Source organism: Chryseobacterium indologenes, assembly GCF_002025665.1.
Lineage (GTDB): Bacteria > Bacteroidota > Bacteroidia > Flavobacteriales > Weeksellaceae > Chryseobacterium > Chryseobacterium metallicongregator.
In genome coordinates this window covers 1,475,832-1,501,042 of the sequence record NZ_CP018786.1, presented here as the reverse complement: position 1 = coordinate 1,501,042, position 25,211 = coordinate 1,475,832, and the positions used below count along the sequence as shown (strand labels likewise).

General features: G+C 36.4%; 21 protein-coding genes. 10 read left to right on the top strand and 11 right to left on the bottom strand.

Annotation, left to right across the window (positions count from 1 at the left end):
* Positions 1–20 precede the first annotated feature (20 nt).
* Positions 21–890 (top strand): alpha/beta hydrolase, encoded by an 870-nt coding sequence (locus BUE84_RS06815; protein ID WP_079240983.1) that lies wholly within the window; start codon positions 21–23, stop codon positions 888–890.
* Positions 891–1,226: 336 nt separating this feature from the next.
* Here BUE84_RS06815 and BUE84_RS06810 read toward each other — a convergent pair whose 3' ends face one another.
* The 4 genes from BUE84_RS06810 to BUE84_RS06795 form a co-directional block, all read right to left on the bottom strand.
* Positions 1,227–1,925, bottom strand: a complete 699-nt coding sequence (locus BUE84_RS06810; protein ID WP_034697501.1) for a DedA family protein — start codon at positions 1,923–1,925, stop codon at positions 1,227–1,229.
* A gap of 86 nt (positions 1,926–2,011) precedes the next feature.
* On the bottom strand, positions 2,012–3,124 hold the full coding sequence (prfB, locus tag BUE84_RS06805) for a peptide chain release factor 2 (RefSeq protein WP_079240982.1): 1,113 nt from the start codon (positions 3,122–3,124) through the stop codon (positions 2,012–2,014).
* Between the two features lie 183 nt (positions 3,125–3,307).
* A complete protein-coding gene (locus tag BUE84_RS06800) occupies positions 3,308–4,411 on the bottom strand; it encodes an NAD(P)/FAD-dependent oxidoreductase (RefSeq protein WP_079240981.1) in 1,104 nt (367 codons plus the stop codon).
* Positions 4,412–4,488: 77 nt separating this feature from the next.
* Positions 4,489–5,847 carry an AAA family ATPase gene (locus BUE84_RS06795; protein WP_079240980.1) on the bottom strand — a complete coding sequence of 453 codons (1,359 nt, stop codon included), beginning with the start codon at positions 5,845–5,847 and terminating at the stop codon, positions 4,489–4,491.
* A 116-nt stretch (positions 5,848–5,963) separates the two neighbouring features.
* Between BUE84_RS06795 and BUE84_RS06790 the strand changes: the two genes are divergently transcribed.
* From BUE84_RS06790 to BUE84_RS06780, 3 genes are all read left to right on the top strand, one after another.
* A complete protein-coding gene (locus tag BUE84_RS06790; protein ID WP_079240979.1) occupies positions 5,964–6,866 on the top strand; it encodes an ABC transporter ATP-binding protein in 903 nt (300 codons plus the stop codon).
* A 2-nt stretch (positions 6,867–6,868) separates the two neighbouring features.
* A complete protein-coding gene (locus tag BUE84_RS06785) occupies positions 6,869–7,714 on the top strand; it encodes an ABC transporter permease (protein WP_079240978.1) in 846 nt (281 codons plus the stop codon).
* Positions 7,715–7,837: 123 nt separating this feature from the next.
* Positions 7,838–8,470 (top strand): hypothetical protein, encoded by a 633-nt coding sequence (locus BUE84_RS06780; protein WP_079240977.1) that lies wholly within the window; start codon positions 7,838–7,840, stop codon positions 8,468–8,470.
* A gap of 43 nt (positions 8,471–8,513) precedes the next feature.
* Here BUE84_RS06780 and msrB read toward each other — a convergent pair whose 3' ends face one another.
* The 4 genes from msrB to BUE84_RS06760 form a co-directional block, all read right to left on the bottom strand.
* A complete protein-coding gene (gene msrB, locus BUE84_RS06775; RefSeq protein WP_099049876.1) occupies positions 8,514–9,611 on the bottom strand; it encodes a peptide-methionine (R)-S-oxide reductase MsrB in 1,098 nt (365 codons plus the stop codon).
* A 17-nt stretch (positions 9,612–9,628) separates the two neighbouring features.
* Positions 9,629–10,072 carry a DUF417 family protein gene (locus BUE84_RS06770; RefSeq protein ID WP_079240976.1) on the bottom strand — a complete coding sequence of 148 codons (444 nt, stop codon included), beginning with the start codon at positions 10,070–10,072 and terminating at the stop codon, positions 9,629–9,631.
* 80 nt (positions 10,073–10,152) lie between these two features.
* Positions 10,153–10,422, bottom strand: a complete 270-nt coding sequence (locus BUE84_RS06765; protein WP_079240975.1) for a hypothetical protein — start codon at positions 10,420–10,422, stop codon at positions 10,153–10,155.
* 5 nt (positions 10,423–10,427) lie between these two features.
* Complete coding sequence (locus BUE84_RS06760) at positions 10,428–10,982, bottom strand: sigma-70 family RNA polymerase sigma factor (RefSeq protein WP_079243873.1); 555 nt, start codon at positions 10,980–10,982, stop codon at positions 10,428–10,430.
* Between the two features lie 269 nt (positions 10,983–11,251).
* Here BUE84_RS06760 and alaS point away from each other — a divergent pair, with 269 nt between their 5' ends.
* The 6 genes from alaS to BUE84_RS06730 all read left to right on the top strand — a co-directional run bounded on the left by alaS (position 11,252) and on the right by BUE84_RS06730 (position 22,241).
* Positions 11,252–13,855: an alanine--tRNA ligase gene (gene alaS / locus BUE84_RS06755; protein ID WP_079240974.1), complete on the top strand. Its 2,604-nt coding sequence runs from the start codon at positions 11,252–11,254 to the stop codon at positions 13,853–13,855.
* Between the two features lie 605 nt (positions 13,856–14,460).
* Entirely contained in the window at positions 14,461–15,939 is a 1,479-nt protein-coding gene (locus BUE84_RS06750) for an alkaline phosphatase PhoX (protein WP_079240973.1), read from the top strand.
* A gap of 65 nt (positions 15,940–16,004) precedes the next feature.
* Positions 16,005–17,819 (top strand): cytochrome-c peroxidase, encoded by a 1,815-nt coding sequence (locus BUE84_RS06745; RefSeq protein ID WP_079240972.1) that lies wholly within the window; start codon positions 16,005–16,007, stop codon positions 17,817–17,819.
* Positions 17,820–18,124: 305 nt separating this feature from the next.
* The gene (locus BUE84_RS06740) at positions 18,125–20,452 is read left to right on the top strand and encodes a hypothetical protein (RefSeq protein WP_238594380.1); all 2,328 of its coding nucleotides are present in this window, start codon (positions 18,125–18,127) and stop codon (positions 20,450–20,452) included.
* 74 nt (positions 20,453–20,526) lie between these two features.
* Complete coding sequence (locus tag BUE84_RS06735) at positions 20,527–20,763, top strand: hypothetical protein (RefSeq protein ID WP_034697514.1); 237 nt, start codon at positions 20,527–20,529, stop codon at positions 20,761–20,763.
* An 8-nt stretch (positions 20,764–20,771) separates the two neighbouring features.
* Complete coding sequence (locus tag BUE84_RS06730; RefSeq protein WP_079240970.1) at positions 20,772–22,241, top strand: M20/M25/M40 family metallo-hydrolase; 1,470 nt, start codon at positions 20,772–20,774, stop codon at positions 22,239–22,241.
* Between the two features lie 309 nt (positions 22,242–22,550).
* Here BUE84_RS06730 and ilvA read toward each other — a convergent pair whose 3' ends face one another.
* Genes ilvA through BUE84_RS06715 form a run of 3 tightly spaced genes read right to left on the bottom strand, consistent with a single transcriptional unit; the run spans position 22,551 to position 25,200 of the window.
* Entirely contained in the window at positions 22,551–23,810 is a 1,260-nt protein-coding gene (gene ilvA / locus BUE84_RS06725; protein ID WP_079240969.1) for a threonine ammonia-lyase, read from the bottom strand.
* A gap of 14 nt (positions 23,811–23,824) precedes the next feature.
* Entirely contained in the window at positions 23,825–24,871 is a 1,047-nt protein-coding gene (gene ilvC, locus BUE84_RS06720) for a ketol-acid reductoisomerase (RefSeq protein ID WP_034692308.1), read from the bottom strand.
* Between the two features lie 47 nt (positions 24,872–24,918).
* Entirely contained in the window at positions 24,919–25,200 is a 282-nt protein-coding gene (locus tag BUE84_RS06715) for a hypothetical protein (RefSeq protein ID WP_079240968.1), read from the bottom strand.
* Positions 25,201–25,211: the final 11 nt, after the last annotated feature.

Sequence of the window (25,211 nt, the reverse complement as noted above, 5' to 3'; positions counted from 1 at the left end):
ATTTTTCGTAAATTTAAGTAATGAAAAAGCTCATTCTCAGGTATCATTTTTTCGTCATGGGATGCATTGGTTTTCTCCTGCAGTCCTGCAACACAAAATTCAGAGTTTGGGTGGGTACCGGAGGCCAGCAAAAGATTTACAATCTGAAATATGGTGAGCATAAAAGACAGAAAATGGATGTCTTTCTTCCCAAAGATTATGCTGTAGATTCTCCTGTAGTCCTTATCGTTCATGGTGGAGCCTGGACTTTGGGTAAAAAGGAACATATGATTCAGGTTCAGAAAATGCTCTTTGAAAACAAAATTCCAAGTATTAACATGAATTATAGATTGGTTTCTACAAAGGAAAAAATCACTTACAAACAGCAACTTGAGGATATTGCTCTGGCCATTGAAAAATTCAATTCTTTAGCAGAAAAAGCAGAGGTGCAACCTAACAATTATATTCTACTGGGAGAAAGTGCCGGTGGACATCTCGCCTTACTTTACGGATATCAACATCCTGAACAGATCAAAAAAATCATCTCTTTAAGCGGACCTACAGATTTTTACAGCTCTGAATATCTTAAATCTTTTTATTCCAAATACACCTCTCCTACTTTTCAAAAGGTAGTAGGGACTAAGTTTGACCGGAAAAAAATATCGGAAGCCTTTAAAGAAGCAAGTCCCATTGCCAATATTACAGATGTTCCGACCTTGTTATTTCAGGGAAATAATGATCTACTGGTGAATCAACATCAGGGAATCGCGATGGACTCTGCACTTACCAATATGAATGTTCCACACAAATTCATTTTCATGAAAGGAGCGGGACATGCACCAAGGTTTTTCAGTAAAAGAAAAAGAGACAGTATTATCTACCCAAATATTCTGGAATGGATTAAAAAATAGCTATTATTTAATGCAAAAAATAATTAAACTATTATTTTAAACAATTCGTTCATAAGAATCTTTTAAATATCCAGTATAAAAAAACAATTTTTGCCTGGTAGATGTATTAAAAACGCTATGGGTGCAAAAGAATTTTAATGCTTATATCTCTCGGTCGCAAAGACACTTCTTTCAGCTAGGCAGGTGACTTAGCTAAGTGAAACGCCTCTGCGAACTAAAAAATAACAGACCATAATAATAACCTTGCGAGCTTTGCGTGGTAAAAACATCTCTTCTATATAAAAAAGCCATCTCATTGTTGAGACGGCTCTATATTTTTTTAATTGAATTTCTTATTTATTCAAAATCCTGATCTTCGTATTTTTTAGCAAGATCTTCTTTTTTTCCGAAAACGAACTTGAAGATCACCGGAAGTGTAGTCACTAATACAATGACGATAATGATGTATTCCAGCTTTTGTTTCAGGTTGATTCCAAACTGTTCCATGAAAAGTTTATCCAGATAATGTCCTGCAAAGATCAAAATGAATGACCATAATACAGCACCGATAATATTATCTCTTAAAAACTCTTTTTTATCCATTTTTACAATACCTGCTACAATAGGGGTAAAAGTTCTTACAACCGGTAAGAATCTTGCCATAATAACAGCTAATGCACCGTGTTTTTCAAAGAAATCGTGTGCCTGATAAAGGTATTTTTTCTTGAAAAGCATTGAATCCGGTCTTTTGTATAAAGCTGGTCCTGCTTTTCTTCCGAAGTAGTATCCAACTTCATTTCCAATAATAGCTGCAAGAGCTACTCCTGAAGCTAACAATGTGGTATCTAAGAAATCGCTCCCTGTAGAGCCAAAAGTCTCTTTGATGATTTCAACAGCATAAATTCCCGAAACGAACAGTAGTGAATCTCCAGGTAGAAAAAATCCTACAAAAAGACCTGTTTCAGCAAAAACAATAAACAAAATCAGCCAAAACCCTCCCATTTTTATATAAAACTCCGGGTTTAATAAATCCTTCCAGCTATTGAAATCTTCCATAAATATCGATGAACAACAAAAGTAAGCCTAAAATGTCTGAAACAAAAATTAATTATAAGATTTTAACTAAAATTCAAACATGATTTTTATAAGTCCATATCATCATCGGAAACTGCCGTTCCATCGGCCATTAAGAATGCTTTCAGGAATGGAGTGATATTTCCGTTCATTACGGCATCTACATCTGAAGTTTCATGACCTGAACGTACATCTTTTACCAGTTTGTATGGATGCATAACGTAGTTTCTGATCTGGCTTCCCCACTCAATCTTCATTTTGTTGGCTTCAATCTCATTTCTGGCTTTCATACGCTCTTCCAATTCCATTTCGTAAAGTCTTGAACGAAGGAGCTGCATGGCCTTTTCTTTGTTCTGAAGCTGAGAACGGGATTCTGAGTTTTCAATAATAATTCCTGTAGGTGCGTGACGAAGACGTACAGCAGTTTCTACCTTGTTTACGTTCTGTCCTCCAGCTCCGGAAGCTCTCATGGTTTCAAAGCTGATATCTGCCGGATTGATATTAATTTCAATCGTATCATCCACCAAAGGATACACATATACGGAAACAAAACTTGTATGGCGTTTTGCATTACTGTCAAAAGGGGAAATTCTTACTAAACGGTGTACTCCGTTTTCACCTCTTAAATATCCAAAAGCGAATTCTCCTTCAATTTCAAGGGTAACAGTCTTCACACCTGCCACATCACCTTCCTGGAAGTTCAGTTCACGGATTTTATAGCCTTGCTTTTCTGCCCACATCGTATACATTCTCATTAGCATAGCTGCCCAGTCGCAACTTTCTGTTCCTCCTGCTCCTGCTGTAATCTGCAGCACTGCAGAAAGTTCATCCCCTTCGTTGGAAAGCATATTTTTGAATTCCAGATCTTCAATTTTTTCCACCAATTGCGGGAAGGTTTCATCCAGTTCTTTTTCAGAATCAGGATCTTCTTTAGCAAAATCAGCTAAAACCTGTAAGTCTTCAAACTGTGTCTGAATTTCATCATAGCCTTCTACCCATTTTTTCTTGGAACGAAGCTGTTTTAGAAATGCTTCAGCAGTTTTTGGATTATCCCAAAATTCGGGTGCCGCAGTTTTTTCGTCATCATTGGCAATTTCAATCTTCTTTTTTTCAATCTGGAGGTATCTGTGTAAGTCTTCAATTCTGGATTGAACTTCTTTTATCTGGTCGTTGTTAATCACGAATGTTTCTTTTTTGCAAAAATAAGGAATTCTTTTAGAGTGGAGAGGTGCGGATTTAAAGTTCCGAATTTAAAGTTTTAGGTGCGAGTTTGAGACTAAGAGGGTTTTAGAGGGTTGGGGATTGAGAGCGTGTATTTAATTTCCAACTTCCAGCTTCCAGCCTATAATTTCTAAAATCATTCATCAAATCATTTCCGTTATCATTTCCCCAATTTTAGGAGCCAGAGCAACCCCCATTCCTGAAAGTCTTACCGCACAAAACTGTCTTTCAGAAACTTGTTTTACGATAGGCGACTTTTCTTCTCCCATAGCCATTATTCCTGACCAACGGAGGGCAATTTTAATATTTTGATGAGGCAGAATGACTTCTTTCAAAAAGTTTTCTAAATGATTCTGCAGAAATTCTGTTGTCTCAAAAGCCGTTGTTGCTTCTGTTTTAAAATCCTGCTTTCTTCCGCCACCCAACAATACTCGGTTTCCTAAATTTCTGAAATAATAATAGCCTTCGTCATAATGAAATGTCCCTTTAAGTTTCAATCCATCTATAGGTTCTGTCAGAAGAACCTGTCCACGGGCTGGAATAACATCTTCTTTTTTCAAAAACTTTGAAGTGAATGCATTGGTACAATAGATGAGCTGATCAGCTATTACAGACAGATCAGTTGAAAGCTGAACCTCAACTTTGCCTGTCTCTTCAATATTTTGAACTTCCGTTCCAAATAAAAACTCGATTTTCAGTTCGTGGCATTTCTCCAGCAGTTTCTGTACTAACTTTCCTGAGTGAAGACTTCCTTCGCAGGGATTTTCAATCAGGAATTCAGATTTTCCAAGTCCGAATTCCTTTATCTTATCCTGTTTCAAAGTGTAAGTATGATCCAATCCGGTTATTGCTTTCAGCTTTTCATTGACTGCATCAATGTGGGATAGAGGTTCTTCGTTATTTATAATTTCATACCCTCCGCTAAGTTCGAAATCAATTTCATCATTTTTAAAATAATGTTGAATTTTCTGAAGCCCGTCAAATCTCATTTTAACCAGTTTCAATGTTTTTTCCCAGCCCATTTTCCGTGAATCGGCAATAACCTCGGTAAGGCTTCCAAAGCACGCAAACCCTGCATTTCTTGTGGAAGCACCCAAAGGAATGGCATTCCGTTCAATAATGAGAACAGATTTTTCAGGATATTTCTCTTTGATGGATAGGGCAGTCCACAGCCCGGAAAATCCGGCACCAATGATGATGATATCTCTTTTTCTGTAGAATGTATCCAGTTCCCAGACGCTGTTCATAAATAATGAGTAATAAGTAATGAGTGATGAGTAATTTTTATAAAGCCTTAAACTTTAAACCTTGAATTTTAAACAGTCTACCCTTTATCTACTTCCTCATTTTCATTATGCTGGAATCCTATGGCTCTTTGCGGTTCTTCAACAACTCTGTAGGTTTCCAGTTCATTTTTCAATGCCTCAATTCTGAATCGAAAGTCATCAAAATTATTGATAATGGCATCCGCAAGAAATCTCGCTACCTGATCAAGATATTCTTCAGTAAGCTTTGATCCTGCATCCCTCAGTGCACTTTCTAAAATTTTCTGATCAATTTTCAGTTTTTCGTTTCTGGTTCTCTGGTAAAGGTTTTTAATCCTTTTCTTGAGGCTTTGGGTAAAATCTATTAGCATCGTATTGCTGAATGCTTTCATCTTTGAAGAGATTTCATGCCAGAAAGGAATTTTATCCGCTTTGTTATTTTTAAGTATTTTATAGAGTAAAGAATCTTCCTCAAGTCCTCTGGTCATGGCATAAAGAATAATTTCTGAACGCTCAGAAGCATTCGGTGGAAAGATCGGTATCATCACATCAAATCTTCCCGGAGCAAGAATTTCTTCGTCAATTTCTGAAACGGAATTAGCCGAACCTACCATCAGAACACCTTCTTTTTCAAATTTCCCGATGTAATGAAGAATCAGCTCCTGAGCTTCCAGGTTGCATGATGCAATATCGTTTTCAGCTCTTCTCTGCATCATAATTTCATCAAAATCATCCATGAAAAGCAGCATTTTGTTTTCCTTCATCATACTCAGCAGAAAATCACTGAAGTTGATTTCATTTCCGTCAATCAACGAAGTTCCTAAATAGTGCTTTTTGACTTCTTTAAACTGATAGCCAATGATTTCAGCAATTTTATTAGCCCAGAATATCTTCCCGCTTCCCGGAGGTCCGTAGAGAATAATGCCTGCAGGTTTATTGATGCCCCAATCTTTGATCTGTTGTGGATTAAGGAAGGGTTCCAAAACAGTAGAAGTATAAAAAAACAAATCTCTGTATCCTATAAAATCTCTTTGTTTAAGGCTGGTTTTATGTCCGAAATAATCATAGACAAACTGATAATTCCCTCCCAGTTTATTATCAATTCCATAACTTGAAATAGAGGATTTGAAAAAACCATTATCGAAAATATTAAGATTATTGTCTTTAATCACCTTTTCAACCTTATCTTTTGGCTGCTTAATGACTTCGGCAATCTGCTCCAGTGTTTTATTTTTATCAAGATCTTTTTCATATAACCTTAAAAAATCTACATTTTCGCGGGCAAACTTTTCGAAATCTTCTTTTACATCAAAATTTGTACTGACACAGTCTACCAGTTCAAGATCAAAATCCTGAATAAACTGTTTTATGGCTTCTGCAGATACATTTAATTCTTCTGCCAGTTCAATTAGCTTCATAACTGTTGATTAATTCTATCAAATTTAATGTATTTGTACATAAATTAATATTGATTTATGATAATTCTGTAACATTCTCTAATTTATATAGACTACTACTATGTAAAACAAATTACATGGAAAAGATTTTATCAGTAAAAAATTTGACGAAGAAATTCAAAAGAGTTGTGGTCAACAATATCTCTTTTGATGTCGAAAGAGGAAATGTTTATGGCCTATTAGGTCCGAACGGAAGTGGGAAATCCACTACTTTCGGAATGCTGCTTTCAACCATCAATCCTACCAGCGGAGACTGGTTTTGGTTTGGCAAAAAAGGAACTGATCCTGATACCTTGAAAAAGATCGGAGCAATTATCGAACAGCCTAACTTTTATCCTTATTTAAGTGCCGAGACCAATCTTAAAATTGTGGCAGAAATTAAAAATACTCCCTATTCAAGGATTGACGACGTTCTGAAAACCGTTAATCTGTACGAAAGGAGAAAAGATACTTTCAAAACCTTTTCCCTGGGAATGAAACAACGTTTGGCTATTGCTTCTGCTATGCTGAATAATCCTGAGGTAATGATATTGGACGAACCGACTAACGGGCTGGATCCTGAAGGCATCATTCAGATCAGAGAAATCATCAGCGATATTGCCAAACAGGGAATCACCATTATCATTGCAAGCCACCTTCTAGATGAAATTGAAAAAATCTGTAGCCATGTCATTGTATTAAAAGAAGGAAATTCTATTTACTGTGGCCGAGTGGATGAAATGACTTCCAATAATGGGTATTTTGAACTAAAAGCAGATAATAACACACTGCTTTTAAGTGCTCTTAACGAGCTTCAGTGGTTCTCTTCCATCAATCAGGAAGGTGATCTTATCAAAGCTCAGATCCGTGATGATGCTTCTGTTTCTGCTTCAGCCATGAACCAGAAACTGGCAGAGAAAGGAATCTATCTTTCCCATTTGACCAAGAAAAAGCTATCTCTTGAATCTCAATTCCTTGAACTTGTAAAAAACACTAATTAATCATGATCAAATTATTAAAACTGGAATACTACAAAAACCTGAACTACCAACCGTTTAAGGTTTTCACCATACTCTATTTCGCCATTCTTATTGCGCTGCTTTTCATTGGATTGGTTGACTTTGATATTTTCGGAGGAACGATTAATTTAAAAGAACAGGGTATTTATAATTTCCCGGAAATCTGGAATTTTACGACATGGATTGTTGCTTTGTTGAAAATTTTCCTGGGACTGATTATTGTTTTTTCCATTTCGCAGGAATTCAGCAACCGAATGTTCAAACAGAATACAATTGATGGATTAAGCAGAAAGGAATTCATCACTTCAAAATTGCTGACGATAAGTATTTTCACCATTGTTTCAACGGCAATTGTATTGGGAATTACTTTGTTTCTGGGATATCAATATTCGAATACAACGGAATCTACAAAAGTTTTTGCTGAGATTTTCTTCATTGGAAATTATCTGGTAAAATTATTTACGTTCTTCTGTTTCCTCATGTTCCTTTCCATTTTGTTGAGAAAATCTGTCTTTGTATTTCTTGCTCTCTTTATTTTCTGGATTGGTGAGGGAATTTTAAAGGCTCTTGAAGTCTATTCAAAAGTAAAAGGAATGCAGGGACCTCAAAGAAATGAGGTTCTTCAGAATGATTTTTTCATTTCGCATCTTTTACCGCTGGAAAGTATGTCCAACCTTATTCCCAATCCAATGATCAGACTGGATATGGCAAAAATGATGGGATTAAAATATGAATTCCACTACCCTACAGAAAGCCTTATCGCTTGCCTGGTGTGGTGTGTTATTTTTATATTCGTATCGTACTGGATTCTTAGAAAAAGGGATTGGTAGATGGTGATATTTAGAATGTAAAGATTTAAAAATTAAAATATTTAAAGATTCTTTTTAAGTGGTTCGGTTTCGGATCACTTTTTTTGGCTTAATATTTTCATTCTGCTTTTTCAAAAACTAACCATGAAAAAAATATTCTACGTACCCGGATTAATCAGTGCCGTGCTGATTCCTGTTTTATTCTGGTATTATGGAAATCAGAGGGTTCACCCACCCTATAGTGTAATGGATCTTGGGCTTCCGTCGAAAGTCAGACCCAATAGACCTTTTGACAATACTTTTGAGCCTTACAGAAATTGGAATTATAAAAAGATAATTGTCTCCCCTAATACGGCTCTGCAAAATCAGAAATTGTATGTCTCAGAACTTAAAAAATTGCAGTCAAGAAATGAGGAAAAATCTGGAATAGAATTTATCATTAACGATAACAATAGCTATCAGGATTTCATCGCTTTAATGGATGCTATGTCAATTTCAAAACAGGATGCATTTAGTGTTGATATGGAGAAAACAGGTCATTTTTTTGCACTTCATTTTTATAAAGACGCGAATAAAATTGAAAGAGGTTATGATAATATTTGTGGAACTGAATCTGAAACCATCTATTCTAAAGAAGAACGCAATTATAAGGGATTCGATACTTTACAATATCTGCCTGATCTTCCCAAACAGTCATTTTATGTGATTTTTGGCTTTCTATTATTTGTGAATATTTCTATGCTCAGCATTAAAGAACGATTTCAGCTGCATCATTAGTTTTAAAAATAAAAGGCTGCCATTGGGCAGCCTTCCTTTCACATTACTTTTTATCTAACAACGGAAGATATTTTCCGTATCCTTTACTTTCCATTTCGGCTTTAGGAATAAATTTCAGCGAAGCACTGTTGATACAGTAGCGAAGTCCTCCTTTATCCTGCGGTCCATCTGTAAAGACATGTCCCAAATGGGCATCACCTGTTTTACTTCTTACTTCTACTCTATCCATACCATGGGTACGATCCAGTTTTTCGTCAATCAAAGCCTTTGTAATAGGTTTTGAGAAACTTGGCCATCCACATCCGGATTCAAATTTATCAGTAGAAATAAACAAAGGTTCTCCGGTGGTAATATCTACATAAATTCCTTCACGGGTTTCATTCCAGTATTCATTCTGGAAAGGTCTTTCTGTACCGTTTTCCTGAGTGACATTATATTGCTCTGCAGTCAGTTTTTCCTTTAAAACTTTTTTATCCTGTTTATGATAAGCTGGTTTTGGAAGCGGATTGGCTTTTTTCGCCATTTCAAAAAGTCCTGGTTCAATGTGACAATATCCGCCTGGATTTTTATCCAGATAATCCTGATGATAATCTTCTGCTTTGTAGAAATTTTTCAATGGAATTGTTTCTACAAGCAATGGCTTGTTATAATTTTTTGCCAGTTTCAGAACTTCATCTTTTACCACAGCTTCATCTGTTTTATTGGTGAAATAGATTCCCGTTCTGTATTGGTTTCCTCTGTCATTTCCCTGCTGATCTTTGCTTGTAGGATCAATAGTTTTAAAATATAAATCAATCAACAGTTTCAGATCTACCTGTTCAGGATCATATTTTACTTTTACGGTTTCTGCAAAACCTGTTGTATGGCTTACCACCTCTTCATACGTAGGATTTTGGGTATTTCCGTTGGCATAACCCACTTCTGTTCCTACAACACCACGAATTTGTTGAAAAAAATGTTCTGTTCCCCAGAAACATCCACCTGCAAAATAAATCTCTCTAACGTTTTTGTTATCCATAATTTTCTCATTTTCTTTTTTAATTTCCACTACATTAGGCTTAGTTTTCTTAAAAAGCCCTGATCCCGCAGCAAATACTGCTATACCCAGAATGATTCCGAGTACAATGAATATATTTTTCATATTTACCTTTTTTTTCATTACTTATTATTTTGAACGATCATGAATCCAAATCCTAAAAGCATGAGATCTTTTAAAATAAAGAAATCCGTCACAGGCACTCCGTCCACTATTTTCCATATTCCCGGTGTTGTAAATAAATAGCTTAATGTTACTAGAAAAGTTACCATCATTCCTATCCCTGCATACTTTTTTAATACAGCAAATTTCGCACTAAATATCAGGAGTAATGCAATGATAATTTCTATCGTTCCGATAAGATTTGACACTGCCTGGACGCTCATAATCTTATATACGAAAAAAGTTAAGAAATGGTTTTCCACCAAAGGTTTTATCGCAGCGGCTTCTGTAGGGGTAAATTTGAAGATGCCAATCCACAGTAAAATAAGTGCTGCTCCGAAAAGCGAGATATAATACCCGATTCGGGTTAATTGATTTTTAGATTCCTGTACTGTTCCGACCATATTTTTAAGATTTTAAATGAATACTTTATTGTTTTCAAAAGTATAGTCGGAGCATTTTTAAAATCCTGACAGAAATTTTTTTAGAAATTTAATTTATCGATCATTTTGTTTTTAAAGTCCTGAATTTCAGAATCATTAATTTCGGTTTTCTCTTCAGAAAATTTCTTTTTAAACACTTTATCCAGAAGTGCCAGCTTTTCATTGTACATTCTGCACCATTTGCAGATCATCAGGTGCATGCTCAGCATCCTGTTTTCTCTGGAAGAAATGGATTGGGCGTTCCTTTTTTCCATCAGTAAAGTAGCTTCACTGCATGGTAAAAATAATTTATGTAGTATTCTTCTTATCATTTCTCTTATGATTTTGAAAACCAGTTAAACTCCAGACATTCTCTCAACTGCATTCGGCTTCTTTGCAAAATCTTCCAAAGATTAGTCGTAGAAACTTTTAATTCCTGACTGACTTCCGGTGCTTTTTTTTCTTCGATATAATACATTTTAAGCAGGATCTTCCATCTGGAGGGCAATTCTTCGATACATTCCTCCAATGTTTTATTAAAGTCTGCACTGTCTAAAAGCTCATCTCCATCCCCTGAGACATTCCAGTCATTTAAAACATCATTATTTTTCCAGGATCCTGTTTCATCAAAAAAATGATCGAGCCTGATATTCGGTTCAGATTTATATTTTTTCCTGTAAAAATCTGCAACTTTCCTGTTCAGAATACCCATCAGCCAGGTCAATGCCTGACTTTTCCCTTCAAAAGAATCATAAGCTGAGTAAGCTGCAAGAAAAACTTCCTGAACCACATCCTGTGCATCTTCTTTATTTGAAAGAACGTACAGTGCCCGCTTCAAAAGCGGTCCTGAATATTGTTCTATCCAGTTTTTCAATTCTTCATCTTTAGTCATTGGAAGTGTTTTTTGTCTTTTTTCAGATCGCAACGAAGGTAGGAAGTTAAATGGGAAATTACAAAATTAGATAGATTATTATTTGATTACAGTCATTACAAAACTGCCATTACAAACCTTCTAGGTTTTGAAAACTTAGAATTACCACACATCCATTAGCTAAACTCGTTATCATTCAAAACATAGCATAAAATTATTACAAATCGCTTAAAAATCTTAAATTTGCATCTTATCAAAAATTTGATATTTAAAAAAGCAAAAGCAATACTATGACATCACAAGAGATACGTCAAAAATTTTTAGATTATTTTAAAAGTAAGGAGCACTTGATCGTTCCTTCAGCTCCTATTGTGCTGAAAGACGACCCTACCCTTATGTTTTCCAACTCCGGAATGACGCAGTTCAAGGATTTCTTCCTTGGCTACAAAACACCTACCGCCCCTAGAATTGCCGATACCCAAAAGTGTCTGAGAGTTTCCGGGAAGCACAATGACCTGGATGATGTAGGTAGAGATACTTACCACCATACTATGTTTGAAATGTTGGGAAACTGGTCTTTCGGGGATTACTTCAAAAAAGAGGCTATTGCTTTTGCCTGGGAATTACTGACTGAAGTATACGGAATTCCAAAAGAAAATTTATACGTAACGATTTTTGAAGGGGATGCTTCAGAAAATCTGGAAAGAGACCAGGATGCTTATGACTTCTGGAAATCTCACATTTCAGAGGACAGAATCATCAACGGAAATAAAAAAGATAACTTCTGGGAAATGGGTGAAAGCGGACCATGCGGACCGTGTTCAGAAATCCATGTTGACTTGAGAACACCGGAAGAGAAGGCTAAAATTTCAGGACTTGAGTTGGTAAATAACGACCATCCGCAAGTTGTGGAAGTATGGAATCTGGTTTTCATGGAATTCAACAGAAAGGCAGATAAATCTTTAGAGAAACTTCCTGCTCAGCACGTAGATACGGGAATGGGTTTTGAGCGTCTGTGTATGGCACTTCAAGGGAAGTCTTCCAACTATGATACCGATGTTTTCACTCCGCTTATTTCTAAAGTTGAAGAACTTTCAGGTAAAAAATATACGGGAATTTTAGAAGACGAAAAAGATATTGCCATCCGTGTTGTGGTAGACCACATCAGAGCAGTTTCTTTTGCTATTGCAGACGGACAATTACCATCCAATGGAGGTGCAGGTTATGTAATTAGAAGGATTTTAAGAAGAGGAATTTCTTATTCTTACCGATTCTTAGGAATGAAAGAACCTTTCCTTTACAAATTGGTTGCTGTTCTGCAGGAACAAATGGGAGCTTTCTTCCCGGAACTTGAAAAACAAGGAAAACTGGTTGCTGAAGTGATCAAAAGTGAAGAAGATTCATTCTTAAAAACAATTGAAAATGGTCTGATCAGAGTAGAAAAACTAATCCAGCAGACTATTGCAGATAATCAGAAAGTATTACCTAGCGAAGAAGTTTTTGAATTGTATGATACTTATGGTTTCCCTGATGATTTAACAAGAATTATTGCTGAAGAAAAAGGATTAACGATTGATGAAGCAGGTTTCAAAGCTGAAATGGAGAAACAAAAGCTTCGTTCAAAAGCTGATTCTGCTCAGAAAGTATATGACTGGGTAAACCTTGAATCAAAACCTGAAACATTTGTAGGATATGACCAGATTGAATCTGAAACCTATATTACAAGATACAGAAAGGTAGAAAACAAAGACGGAGAATTTTACCAGGTGGTATTAAGCAACTCTCCTTTCTATCCTGAAGGAGGTGGACAGGTTGGAGATAAAGGTGTTCTTGAAAATGCTGTTGAAAGCTTTGAAGTACTGGAAACTAAAAAAGAAAACGGATTGATTATTTCATTGATCAGTGGACTTCCAAAGGATGCAGGTGCTGTTTTCTATGCGAAAGTAAATGCTTCTGACAGAAAGAATTCTCAGGCTAACCACTCTGTGACTCACCTTTTGCATGAAGCTTTAAGAGATGTTTTAGGAACTCACGTAGAGCAGAAAGGTTCTTATGTAGGTCCTGATTACTTGCGTTTTGACTTCTCTCATTTCAACAAAATGACTGAGGAAGAACTGGCATTAATTGAAGAAAAAGTAAACAAAAAAATCAAAGAAAGTATTGCTTTGCAGGAGTTCAGAAATATTCCGATTCAGGAAGCTCTGGAAAAAGGAGCAATGGCTTTGTTTGGTGAAAAATATGGTGACAGTGTGAGAATGATCCAATTTGGAAGTTCAAAAGAACTTTGTGGAGGAACTCACGTGAAAAACACCAGCGAAATCGGTCATTTCAAAATCACTTCTGAAGGTTCTGCAGCAGCGGGAATCAGAAGAATTGAGGCTATTTCAGGAGATAAATCTGAAGAATATTTCAACAATCTTGAAAAGCAGATCATTGAACTTTCTCAACTGCTAAAATCGAAAGATGTAGTAAGATCTATCGAGAAACTCATCGAAGAAAATGCTTCATTGAAAGCTGAAGTAGATGCTCATAAAAAGGAGAAAGCAAAAGGAGAAATCGGAGAATGGAAGAATGCTTATGAGCAAAAAGGCAACAAGCAGCTTCTTGTAAAGAAAACTTCTCTGGATGCAGGTTCTGTAAAAGATATCGTATTCCAACTGAAGAGAGAGATCCCGTCTTCAGTGACGATTATTCTTTCTGATGCAGACGGAAAACCAATGATTACCGTTGGGGTTTCTGATGATCTTGCAGCAGATTATCAGGCTGGAGCTATCGTAAAAGACCTTGCAAAAGAAATCCAAGGTGGTGGTGGAGGAAACCCTGGTTTTGCAACGGCAGGTGGCAAAAACCTTGAAGGTATAGAAAACGCTTACCAGAAAGCTTTGAATATCTAAAATAGAAAGCTCTATAATAAATTTTAGCCCCGGCTGTCTCAGAATTGAGACAGCCGGGGTTGTTTTTATTGTATATCATATTTTTCGATGCAAAGTATTTTCTATATTACTTTATATTTCAGGAGGCAAAGATTGGAATCAACTTCATTGATCCTGACGAAGCTTGTGTACAAATCATACTCCGATCTAGTTTTCCATAAACATCTGTGTAATTCGTGTAATCTGTGGGAAATTAAAATAATTTAGGAAACCAAATATATGTTTTATTTAATGCTAAGGATCACAAAGAAACGCTCATGCTATCATCAATATTTACGTTCGCAAAGGCGTTACACTCAGCTATGAAATGATTTCGTTTTTCGCTATAGAATGCCTTTGCGAACGAAAAAGTAGATGGACAGAAACCTTAGCGTCTCTGCTTTATAAAATCCCATTCTTTATGACTCAGATTTTCATCAAAGTTTTTTTTATTTATATCCGTTCTAATTATTGACCTTACCTTAACAAATCATCACTTAATCTTAAACTATTTGTTTTGTCTTCTTAAAGCTTAGTTAACACTAGACCTTTAGTTTTGTCGTAATCGAAATTCAAAAAATATAATTATGAAAATTAACAAAACTATTGGAGCTCTATTCCTTACAGCGATTGTTTTTCAAGGCTGTAATGATGACAATAACGGGGATTCCAACACCCCAACCAATGACAAAATCAAGATTGAAAATTTTTCTAAAGAGCCTGCTTTCGTTTATGGAATGCAAGGTTTTGAAAATTTAAATATTACAACCCTTATCTCAAGTTCTGATGTTCTTTCAGGTTCTCCGGATTTCGTTTTCGGAGGTCAGCCGGACGGAATGGGTCTTATGAAAGATCCCAACTCTGATGGCTACTTGATGATCACTAACCACGAGATCAAGCAATCGGTATCCAGAGTATATTTAGACAAAACGTTTAAGCCTGTAAAAGGAGAATATATTTTAAACGGAACAGGAGGAATGACAAGATTATGTTCTGCTACATTGGCCACTCCTGAAATTCATGGTTTCAGTGCATTCCTTACAGCAGGAGAATCAGGTGAAGAAAGTATGGTTCATGCCTTGAATCCACTGGCTCCAGTATCTCAGGCAACAGATAAAACAAGAGTAAAACCAGCTTTAGGAAAGGCTTCAATGGAAAATGCAGTTCCGCTTCCTAAAGATGTTTCTAACGGAAAATCTTATATCATCATTGGTGAAGATCAGTCTTATTCATCTTCTCACCAGTCTGCAGGACAATTGATTATGTATGTAGCCGATACGCAGGGAGATTTGGATAACGGTAAGTTGTATTCTTTGAAAAGAACCAACAGCAACTATACTGAAACCGATATGACAAAAGGAAGCAGCTACGATGTAGAATTCGTGGAAATTCCGAATGCTAAAAACCTTACAGGAGCTCAGATCAATCAGAAAAATATTGATAATAATGCCATTCGTTTTTCAAGAGTGGAAGATGTTGATTACAGAAAAGGAGCAGGAAAGGGAAGAGAAATTTACTTTACCGCTACAGGAGAATCTTCTGATGGTGTGAATCCAAAAGCAGGATTAACCATGTGGGGAAGAGTTTACAAACTTGTTTTGAACTCTAACAATATGCTGACAGGAAAATTAGAGGTGGTAGCAGAAGGAGATTCCAATCCTGGAAATAACCTTATCAACCCGGACAACCTATGTGTAACTGAAAACTTTGTGTACATCCAGGAAGACGGAGATTCTTATTACAAAAATGCCAACCATGATTCTTATATCTGGCAGCTGAATATTGCTACAAAACAATACAAGCCATGGCTGAATATGAGACACAACAGAAGTGATACTGCATGGCAGACGGCTTACAACCAATCCGGAGATCTTCAGAAGTTTGGTTCATGGGAATTTGGGGCAATGGTTGATATTTCAGACATCATCGGAATTCCGAATACTTTCTCTGTGAATATCCATTCTCATACATGGCAACTGGATAAATTCAAAAATCCTGACGGTTCAGGAATCAACACCAATAAAGAAGGTGGACAGATTGTAATCATCAGAAACGTAGAAAAATAGTTTTAATTCCTTCATATCCAATTAAAGTATCAATAGAAAATCTCTGTTGATACTTTTTCATACCTATGAATAAGCTTTCAAAATACCCAATACTTCTTTTTCTATACTGTGCAGCAGCACTTTTTACCCTTTATTACTGTAAAAACGATAAGCCGCAGCCGGTATACGAAGATCTTGGTTCTGTCAAAAACAGGATTATCAAAACCAATGCAGATTTCGAAAAGCAAATTAACGAACTGAAAACTCTGGTTTCTAAAAATGCTGATGGAAAACTTCTTCAGGAAAAATTTCATGATATCCGAAAAACCTACAAAACAATGGAATGGGCTGTAGAATACTTCCTGCCCCACTCTGCGAGATTTATCAACGGGCCTGCCCTTCCTGAAATAGAAATGGATGAACACACCGAAATAGAACCGGAAGGATTACAGGTTTTGGAAGAGATGTTTTATCCTTATGACAAAACGAACAAAGAGGAAGTGATCAGAATGCTCAATAAGCTCATCAATAAAAGCAATACTATAGAAACTAACTTTCAGGTTATTACGATCAGTAGAGATCAGGTTTTTGATGCCTTAAGACAGGAAGCTTTCAGAATTTCCAGCTTAGGAATTTCAGGTTTTGACACACCAATCTCAGGAGTATTTTTAGAGGAAATGCCTTCTTCTCTGCAAGGAATAAAAGAAACTTTGGAACAGATCTCTACTGACCGTTCGGAAAATAAAGCCTTAAAAAGTATCGTGGCAGAGATCAGTTCAACCATTGAAATTCTGAAGAAAAGCACAGACAAAAATACATTTGATTATGTCAATTTCATTCCGGATCATTTGAACAAGATCACCGCTTTGATGCTTGATTTTAAAGATCAGGAGAACATTCCGGATGTTGAAGTAACCACTGCTTTAAACAAAAATGCAGCTACTTTTTTTAGTAAAAATGCTTTTAATCCTAATGCTTTCACTCCAGGAAAAGAATATGCCTACTCTAAAGAAAAGGCAGCTCTTGGACATCAGCTTTTTAATGACAAAATATTATCCAACAGCAATAACCGAAGCTGTGCAACATGCCATATTCCCGAGAAAGCATTTACAGACGGACTTGCCAAAGCCATGTCCCTTGAAAATTCAGAACTGGCGAGAAATACGCCTTCACTCAATTATGCTGGGTATCAGCATGGCCAGTTTTGGGATATGAGAAAGGATGACCTGGAAGGACAGAGTTCGGATGTGATTTCCAATAAAGAAGAAATGCACGGTGATCTGAATGTCATTCTTACCAAAATTAATCAGGATAAAAACTATCTGGCAGCATTCAAAAAGATTTATCATTCTCAAAAAACAGAGGTTTGGCAGCTGCAAAATGTATTGGCAAGCTATATTCGTTCGCTGGCAAAATTCAATTCTAATTTTGATGAATACATGAGAGGGAATAAATCAGCAATGACAGAAAATCAAAAGCAAGGATTTAATCTTTTTGTTGGAAAAGCCCAGTGTGCGATCTGTCATTTTCTTCCTTTATTCAATGGTACAGTGCCTCCGAATTTCAAAAAAACTGAGCAGGAAATATTGGGTGTGGCAGTGAATACAGAGAATAAAACATTTGATAATGATCCTGGAAGAGGAAAATTCCATGAAACGGTTTCTTCATTACAGCATTCCTTCAAAACACCAACTCTTCGAAACATTCAAAAAACAGCTCCTTATATGCACAATGGAGGGTACAAAACATTGAAAGAAGTGATGAATTTTTACAACAAAGGTGGCGGAAAAGCTTTTGGATTTAAAGTAGAAAACCAGACCCTTTCTGATGCTCCGTTACAGCTTACCGATAAAGAAATAGATGATATCATTGAATTCATGAAAGCGCTCAATGATCAGTAAAAGACGATTCTAAAACACAAAAAGAAAAAACAATTAAAACTCCTGAATATGAACCCTTCAGGAGTTTTTCTATTGGTAAATATCCGTAAATACAGAAAGACTATCTGAACAATTTTATCCTTTGAGCTGCTTTGGAAAAAATCCATAGAAACATTAGATTAAATCAATGTTATACTCTGTTAAAAACTTTTCTACAAGAATAAATATCATTATTTTTGACGTAGTTTTTTTACATGAAAAGGGGTTTACTGTTAATATTTTTTCTGATCTGCTTTTTGGGGTATTCACAAACAAAAATTAAGATTGTGGATGACGCCAGTCAAAAACCTGTCTTTAAAGCAAAAGTATCCTGTGACAATACAGTTATCGGATATACCAATGAACAAGGTATTCTGGAGTTTAAAACAGGATGTAAAAATATTGATATAGATGCTGATTCTTATCAGAAAGAAACCATTACCGTGGAAAGCAGTATGGAGGTTTCCCTGCTTAAAAAAACTTCAAAGACCACCAATATTGAAGCCGTTGTTATTGAAGATAAAAGTGATCCCAGAGCTCTGGAAATTCTAAGAAAAGTCAATAAACTATTTAACGAAAACTCACCCAAAAGCTTAGGATCTTATTCTTATAAATCCTACGAAAAAATTTCTTTGGATATTGATGAAGACAGTCTTTCTCAGTTTAATCAGTATTTTAATGATCTTAATATTTTCAAGAAAAAAAGAGAAAAAGACTCTCTGAATAACATCACTGCAAGAAAGATATTTTCAAAAAGTAAGCTCTTCCTTTGGGAAAGAGCCCAGGAGTTTTTATATTCCAAAAAGTATGGGGAAAAGATCAATATTCTGGACAACAGAATTTCCGGACTGAAGCAGCCTATCTATGAAATGATCGCTCTTCAGCAAAGTAACAGGGATGTTGTTCCGGAACAGATAAAACCAGAAAACAGAGGACTGTACAGATTTTTTCTTTCAGATACTGTTACTCTGGACGGGAGAAAAAACTTTGTGATCCGTTTTCGTGAGGTGAATTACAAAAAACCAGACAGAAAACGAAAGTACAACGGTGCTATTTATGTAGATACCGAAACGTACGGGCTCAAAAAAATTGAAAATTTCAGTAAAAACAAAAACGACGGAATTATCACCAGTACCTGGGTATTTTATAATAACAAATGGTTCCTTGCCCACGAAAAAGCCAAGCTTAAAATGGGTAAAATGGCTATGGACGACAAAGTGCATGCTGATGATAAGAAAGACAAAAAAAGTTTTGGCACCTACGCTTTTCTTACCTCAAAATATTTTGATTTCGAGGCTCCTATTGAAGAGAACCCAAAAGACTTCAAAGGCTATACTTTCTCTGTAAAAAATATTGACGGACATTCTCTGGACCAATATAGAACCGATCCTCTTACCGAAAGGGAAAAAAATACCTATACAACGATCGACAGTTTAGGAAAAAAATATAAAATAGACAGCAAAGCCCAGATTTTATCGGGATTACTGAACGGACAGATCAGAGTAGGTTCTGTAGACTTTGCTGTAGATGAAATTGTAAACTATAACTCCTACGAAGGTTTCAGATTAGGTTTAAAAGCCAAGCTGAATGAAAATTTCAACCCTTATTTTTCACCAGACTACTATTTTGCATACGGTATGAAAGACAGAAAATGGAAGTATGGAATGGGTCTTGACATGAAAACCACTCTGGAGAAAAACTCATTTTTCAGATTTGAGGTGTATGATGATGTAACGGCTTCAGGAGAATTCAACCGAAAGCTGTGGAATTTTAAGATGAGAATGATGAACTTCGGGAATAATTTAAATAATGACCGATATTTTCACTTTAAAGGAATGTCATTATCTTATCTGAACGATGTCACCAACGGACTTACCGTGGCCCTTGCTGTAAGAAGAAATACAGAAGAGGCTGAATTCGATTATCAGTTCAGAGACAGAGGAACTTCGTACCGAAATTTCAATACCCTTTTTACCTTAAAATATTCCCCGAATTCTACCAATATTATGACTCCGCAGGGGAAATCTCTGATTGATCAGAAATATCCTGAGCTGTATTTTAATTATGAGCAGAGTTACAAAATACTGCAGGGAGATTTTAATTACTCCCGTTTTGACGCCTTATTTGTTCATAATTTTAAAACACCAATCGGGACTACAGGTTTCAGATTGTACGGAGGTCTTGTTCTGGGTGGAGCACCTATCTGGAAAAACTTTACGATGAACGGACTGGCTTCTCCGGGTAAAGATTTTAATTTTAACCTTACTTCTTACCTTGGGTTTGCAACCCTGGAGGGAGGAAAATATTATAACGACAGATTCGTCGCGTACTACTTTACGCACAAACTTCCCTGGTATTTCAAAAGTTTCGGACACAATGTTTCCAGTTTTGATTTTGTCTTAAGAGGAACTATCGGAGATATGAAACATCCGGAATACCACCAGTTTAAGTTCAGAAAATTAGATCATCTCTATCAGGAAGTTGGGCTGGAGTGGAACAATTTCCTTTCCAGTTATTTTAATCTGGGCTTATTCTACAGAGTGGGTTATTATGCAACTCCGCATTTCAAAGAAAACTTTGCCATCCAGTTTAAGCTGAAGTTTCTTGAGTTTTAATGCTCTTTACCATACAAAATCTTTATTTTTGAATCAGAATTCAGAAATATTCAACGACAATATATAAAAAGAACATGCAGAAAATCGAAATCAAAGCAGAACAGTTTTTTGAATTATTAAAATTAAAAGACACTCCGATGTGGGAGATTTTCTCACAGATGATTGATGGAAATGAAAAGGAAATTATCTTTTTGGACAATGAAGACAAAATCCTTTTTAATTATATTTTACCTTCTACACAGGAAAAACTGGAAGAAGACAGAAAGGAGTTTTCAAAACAATTTTCAGAGAAATTAGCTAACTTCAATTAAGAGTTCTTATGAATAAAAATTACGTTCTCTCTCTCCTTGGGCTTTTTTTATTTGCCTTTGGAAATGCTCAGAATTATAAAAAACCTTTGGTTTCTGCCATCAAAGAATCTGATCTTCGTACCGATATGTATCAGCTTGCTGCCGATCAGTTCTGGGGCCGTGAAGCCGGAACTCTGGATGAATTGAAAGTTTCTATGTGGTTGGCTGACAAAGCCAAAGAAGCAGGAATGAAACCCGCCGGAGATAACGGAACTTTTTTCCAGTTCTTCGATATGTACAGACATCAGGTGATTCCACAAAGTAATCTGAAAATTGGAAATACCAGTTTGAAATTATGGAAAGATTTCCTTGTCGCTGAACCTGTAAACGCTTCATTAGATGCTGAAATTGTATATGCCGGAAACGCAGAACCTGAAGATCTTGCAAAACTGGATATCAAAGGAAAAGTTCTTGCAGTAAATGCTTCTGACAAAAACATTTCAAAAGATATGACCCTTTTTGTAAGAAGATATCCCGGATTTGTAAGAAATAAATATTACGATAAAGCTTTTCAGCTGGGAGCAAAAGCAATTATTTTCATCACCGATGATACTTCCGAACAAAGCTGGGTAGAAGTATTGCCTCAAATGACAAGAGGAAGCTACGGCGTAGAAGGATTAAGAGAGAAAATCACAAATAATATCCCTGTTTTGTGGATCAAAAGAGAAAATTCAGGCTGGGTAAAAAACAATCCTAAAGCTTCTCTGAACCTGATCACTGAAACTTATAAATATCCTTCAGTAAATATTATCGGAAAAATAGAAGGAACAGATCCTGTTCTTAAAAATGAATATGTTTTGCTGAGCGGACATCAGGATCATGACGGGATCAGACATCCTGTAAAGAACGATACCATCTACAACGGTGCTGATGATAATGCAAGTACTTGCGTTGCTATGTTAGCAATGGCCAGAGCTTATAAAAAACAACCGGGAAAAAGAAGTATCCTGTTTGTTTTCCATGGCGCTGAAGAGAGAGGATTGCTGGGCTCAAGATGGCATGCAGCACACCCTGTAGTTCCAAAAGAGAAAATAGTAGCTGTTCTGAATGGTGATATGATTGGAAGAAATGACAATAATGAAGCTGCCTTATTAGGAGGAAATGCTCCTCACAAAAATTCTGAAGAGCTGGTAAAAATGGCTGAAGATGCCAATAATGAAAGTACAAAATTCAAATATCTGAAAGATTGGGATTCTCCAAGCCATGCTGAATATTTTTATTTCAGGAGTGATCACCTTCCGTATGCTAAAATAGGGATTCCTGCCATATTCTTCACCAGTGTATTGCACGATCAGTATCATACTCCACAGGATGAATCTGAAAATATCAATTATAAAAAGCTTTATAAAATGACTGAATGGATGTATAGAACATCCTGGAAAGTGGCTAATGAAGCCGAACGTCCGAAAGTAATTTCGAATTTTTCGCTTGAAAGATAATCTATAAAAAGAATCAAAAATTCAAGATTTAGAAACTTCAGCTAAAAATGAAATCTGTTTTCTAAAAACTCTAAACTCGTGCGGAAACGGTCTATGTTTAGAATTACAGGTTGCCCCATACTCAAACAATAGATTTTTTTAACGTTCACAGGATTCATTTTCTTAACGCTTCAGTTTCTTATGTCATTTGACAGTGCTAAAAACAAAAAAGCTTCACAGAGTGTGAAGCTTTTTTCATCATTGTGTTTTTAGAATCTGAAATACGAAATACTTTAATATTGAATATGATTTGGAACTATTAAAAAAATTTTAGATAAGCAAATTCATCAGAGAAGGATCATTGTTCAGATAGTTGACAAAGAAATCATGCTGCTTCATCTTATCGATCAATGTCGTGAAATCTTTATTTTGTTTCAGAGCAATTCCTACGACTGCAATTCCTTTTTCTTTTGAGTTTTTCTGGGTATACTCGAAATAAGTAATATCGTCATCAGGACCGAGTACATTCATTACAAAAGCTTTCAATGCCCCGGGACGCTGTGGAAATCTGACCAGGAAATAGTGCTTTAATCCTGCATGTAATAATGCTTTCTCTTTGATCTCTTCCATACGGGTAATGTCATTATTGCTTCCGCTGATGATGCACACTACATTTTTACCTTTTATTTCCTCTCTGTATTTTTCCAATACAGCCACTGAAAGGGCTCCCGCCGGTTCCACCACAATAGCGTCTTTATTGTATAACGACAATATGGTTTCGCAGACCAGTCCTTCATCTACAGTAGCCATATCATACAGGATATTTTTACAGCGTTCAAAAGTAAGATCTCCCACTTGTTGTACGGCTGCACCGTCTACAAAACGGCTTATCTTTTCGAGAAGAACAGGTTCCCCTTTTTCAAGGGCTTTTTTCATGCTTGCTGCTGCGGAGGGTTCTACACCAATAATTTTTGTTTGCGGAGACAGATGCTGAAATACAGTACAGACTCCTGCTGCCAGTCCACCACCACCTATCGGAACAAAAAGATAATCAACTAGACCTTCTGACTGTTCCAGAATCTCAAGTGCCGTTGTAGCCTGTCCTTCAATAATAGCAGGATCATCAAATGGATGAATAAATACACTGTTGTGATCTTTACAAAACCTCATCGCAGCATCTTTCGCAGCATCAAAAGTATCTCCGAAAAGAATAACGTCTATGTATTCTCCACCAAACATTTTTACCTGTTCAAGCTTTTGTCCGGGAGTTGGCAAAGGCATGAAAATAGTTCCTTTAATCTTCATGCTCTGACATGCAAAAGCAACACCCTGAGCATGATTTCCTGCACTGGCACAAACAACACCTTTTGAAAGTTCTTCCTCAGACATGGTAGCCATCTTATTATAGGCTCCTCTTATTTTATAGGATCTTACTCTCTGAAGATCTTCTCTTTTAAAACGGATATTCGATTCATAAATGGCTGACAGATTATTATTGACAGCTAAAGGTGTTTTTACCACTACATCTTTTAATCGTTCCTCCGCTTTATAAACATTCTCTAAAACGAAGGAACTTACTTCCTCTTTCATTATCTGTTTAGTAATTAATTGTTTTCGGGTCTCAGGCTTCGTACCGTCTTACCAGCCTTCCACATTTCGCTTTCTCTCAGCTCTGTAAGTTCAGCTTCTAATTTTTCACGATAATCCGGTTTACTGTTGCTGTCGATAGAACGTTGTGCTTCGTTTCCTTTAGCTACGTTGTCATATAGTTCTTCAAACAAAGGCGAGGTAGCATCTCTGAAACGCTTCCACCAATCCAAAGCTCCTCTTTGAGCGGTTGTACTGCAATTGGCATACATCCAGTCCATTCCGTTTTCTGCTACCAACGGCATTAATGACTGGGTTAATTCTTCTACGGTTTCGTTAAATGCTTCGGAAGGGCTGTGTCCGTTTTTTCTCAATACATCATACTGGGCTGCAAATATTCCCTGAACAGCTCCCATCAATGTTCCACGCTCTCCGGCAAGATCGCTGTATACTTCTTTTTTAAAGTCAGTTTCGAACAGATATCCGCTTCCTATCGCAATTCCTAATGCGGTTACTCTTTCTCTGGCTTTTCCTGTAGCATCCTGATATACGGCAAAACTGCTGTTCAAACCTCTGTCCTGCAGAAACATTCTTCTCAATGAAGTTCCTGAACCTTTTGGTGCTACCAGAAATACATCTACATCGGCAGGAGGAACAATTCCTGTACGCTCACTGAAAGTAATTCCGAAACCATGAGAAAAATATAATGCTTTTCCTGGGGTAAGATGCTGTTTTACTTTCGGCCAATATTCTATCTGTGCGGCATCACTCAAAAGATAGCAGATGACAGTTCCTTTTTCCAGTGCTTCTTCGATTTCAAATAAAGTTTCCCCTGGTACAAATCCGTCTGCAACTGCTTTATCCCATGATTTGGAGTTTTTTCTCTGTCCTACAATTACATTAATTCCATTATCTTTCTGGTTTAAAGCCTGCCCCGGTCCCTGTACTCCATATCCAATTACCGCTACGACTTCATTCTTTAATACTTCCTGAGCTTTTTCCAACGGAAATTCTTCTCTTGTTACTACGTTCTCCTCTACTCCTCCAAAATTCAATTTTGCCATTTTTTTTGATTTTATTTATTATTGATTGTGATGTTTAATTTTTACATTTAGCTGGCATATTCTACTGCCTTCAGGTATGGATTTCTGTGGTAATGTACTTCCAGAACGTCAACCTGTTTTTCCATTTGTCTGCTGATCTTCTGAACAGAATCTTCTGTTTCCCGGATTACAATGACAAACTTTTTTACTTTTTCTATTTCTGAGGGTCCTACATTGAAGGTCACCATAGAAATTCTTCTTCTTGAAAAAATAGCATTGATGCGGCTGATCAATCCTAAATAATCTTCTGTATACGCTGTAATGGTATATTCTTTATGATCTGTTTTCATCTTTTATATTT

Bases quoted from the DNA above. Each gene is read 5' to 3' on its own strand.
- BUE84_RS06815 (WP_079240983.1), top strand. From the start codon at position 21: ATGAAAAAGCTCATTCTCAGGTATCATTTTTTCGTCATGGGATGCATT.
- BUE84_RS06810 (WP_034697501.1), bottom strand. From the start codon at position 1,925: ATGGAAGATTTCAATAGCTGGAAGGATTTATTAAACCCGGAGTTTTAT.
- BUE84_RS06800 (WP_079240981.1), bottom strand. From the start codon at position 4,411: ATGAACAGCGTCTGGGAACTGGATACATTCTACAGAAAAAGAGATATC.
- BUE84_RS06795 (WP_079240980.1), bottom strand. From the start codon at position 5,847: ATGAAGCTAATTGAACTGGCAGAAGAATTAAATGTATCTGCAGAAGCC.
- BUE84_RS06790 (WP_079240979.1), top strand. From the start codon at position 5,964: ATGGAAAAGATTTTATCAGTAAAAAATTTGACGAAGAAATTCAAAAGA.
- BUE84_RS06785 (WP_079240978.1), top strand. From the start codon at position 6,869: ATGATCAAATTATTAAAACTGGAATACTACAAAAACCTGAACTACCAA.
- BUE84_RS06780 (WP_079240977.1), top strand. From the start codon at position 7,838: ATGAAAAAAATATTCTACGTACCCGGATTAATCAGTGCCGTGCTGATT.
- msrB (WP_099049876.1), bottom strand. From the start codon at position 9,611: ATGAAAAATATATTCATTGTACTCGGAATCATTCTGGGTATAGCAGTA.
- BUE84_RS06770 (WP_079240976.1), bottom strand. From the start codon at position 10,072: ATGGTCGGAACAGTACAGGAATCTAAAAATCAATTAACCCGAATCGGG.
- BUE84_RS06765 (WP_079240975.1), bottom strand. From the start codon at position 10,422: ATGATAAGAAGAATACTACATAAATTATTTTTACCATGCAGTGAAGCT.
- BUE84_RS06760 (WP_079243873.1), bottom strand. From the start codon at position 10,982: ATGACTAAAGATGAAGAATTGAAAAACTGGATAGAACAATATTCAGGA.
- alaS (WP_079240974.1), top strand. From the start codon at position 11,252: ATGACATCACAAGAGATACGTCAAAAATTTTTAGATTATTTTAAAAGT.
- BUE84_RS06750 (WP_079240973.1), top strand. From the start codon at position 14,461: ATGAAAATTAACAAAACTATTGGAGCTCTATTCCTTACAGCGATTGTT.
- BUE84_RS06745 (WP_079240972.1), top strand. From the start codon at position 16,005: ATGAATAAGCTTTCAAAATACCCAATACTTCTTTTTCTATACTGTGCA.
- BUE84_RS06735 (WP_034697514.1), top strand. From the start codon at position 20,527: ATGCAGAAAATCGAAATCAAAGCAGAACAGTTTTTTGAATTATTAAAA.
- BUE84_RS06730 (WP_079240970.1), top strand. From the start codon at position 20,772: ATGAATAAAAATTACGTTCTCTCTCTCCTTGGGCTTTTTTTATTTGCC.
- ilvA (WP_079240969.1), bottom strand. From the start codon at position 23,810: ATGAAAGAGGAAGTAAGTTCCTTCGTTTTAGAGAATGTTTATAAAGCG.
- ilvC (WP_034692308.1), bottom strand. From the start codon at position 24,871: ATGGCAAAATTGAATTTTGGAGGAGTAGAGGAGAACGTAGTAACAAGA.
- BUE84_RS06715 (WP_079240968.1), bottom strand. From the start codon at position 25,200: ATGAAAACAGATCATAAAGAATATACCATTACAGCGTATACAGAAGAT.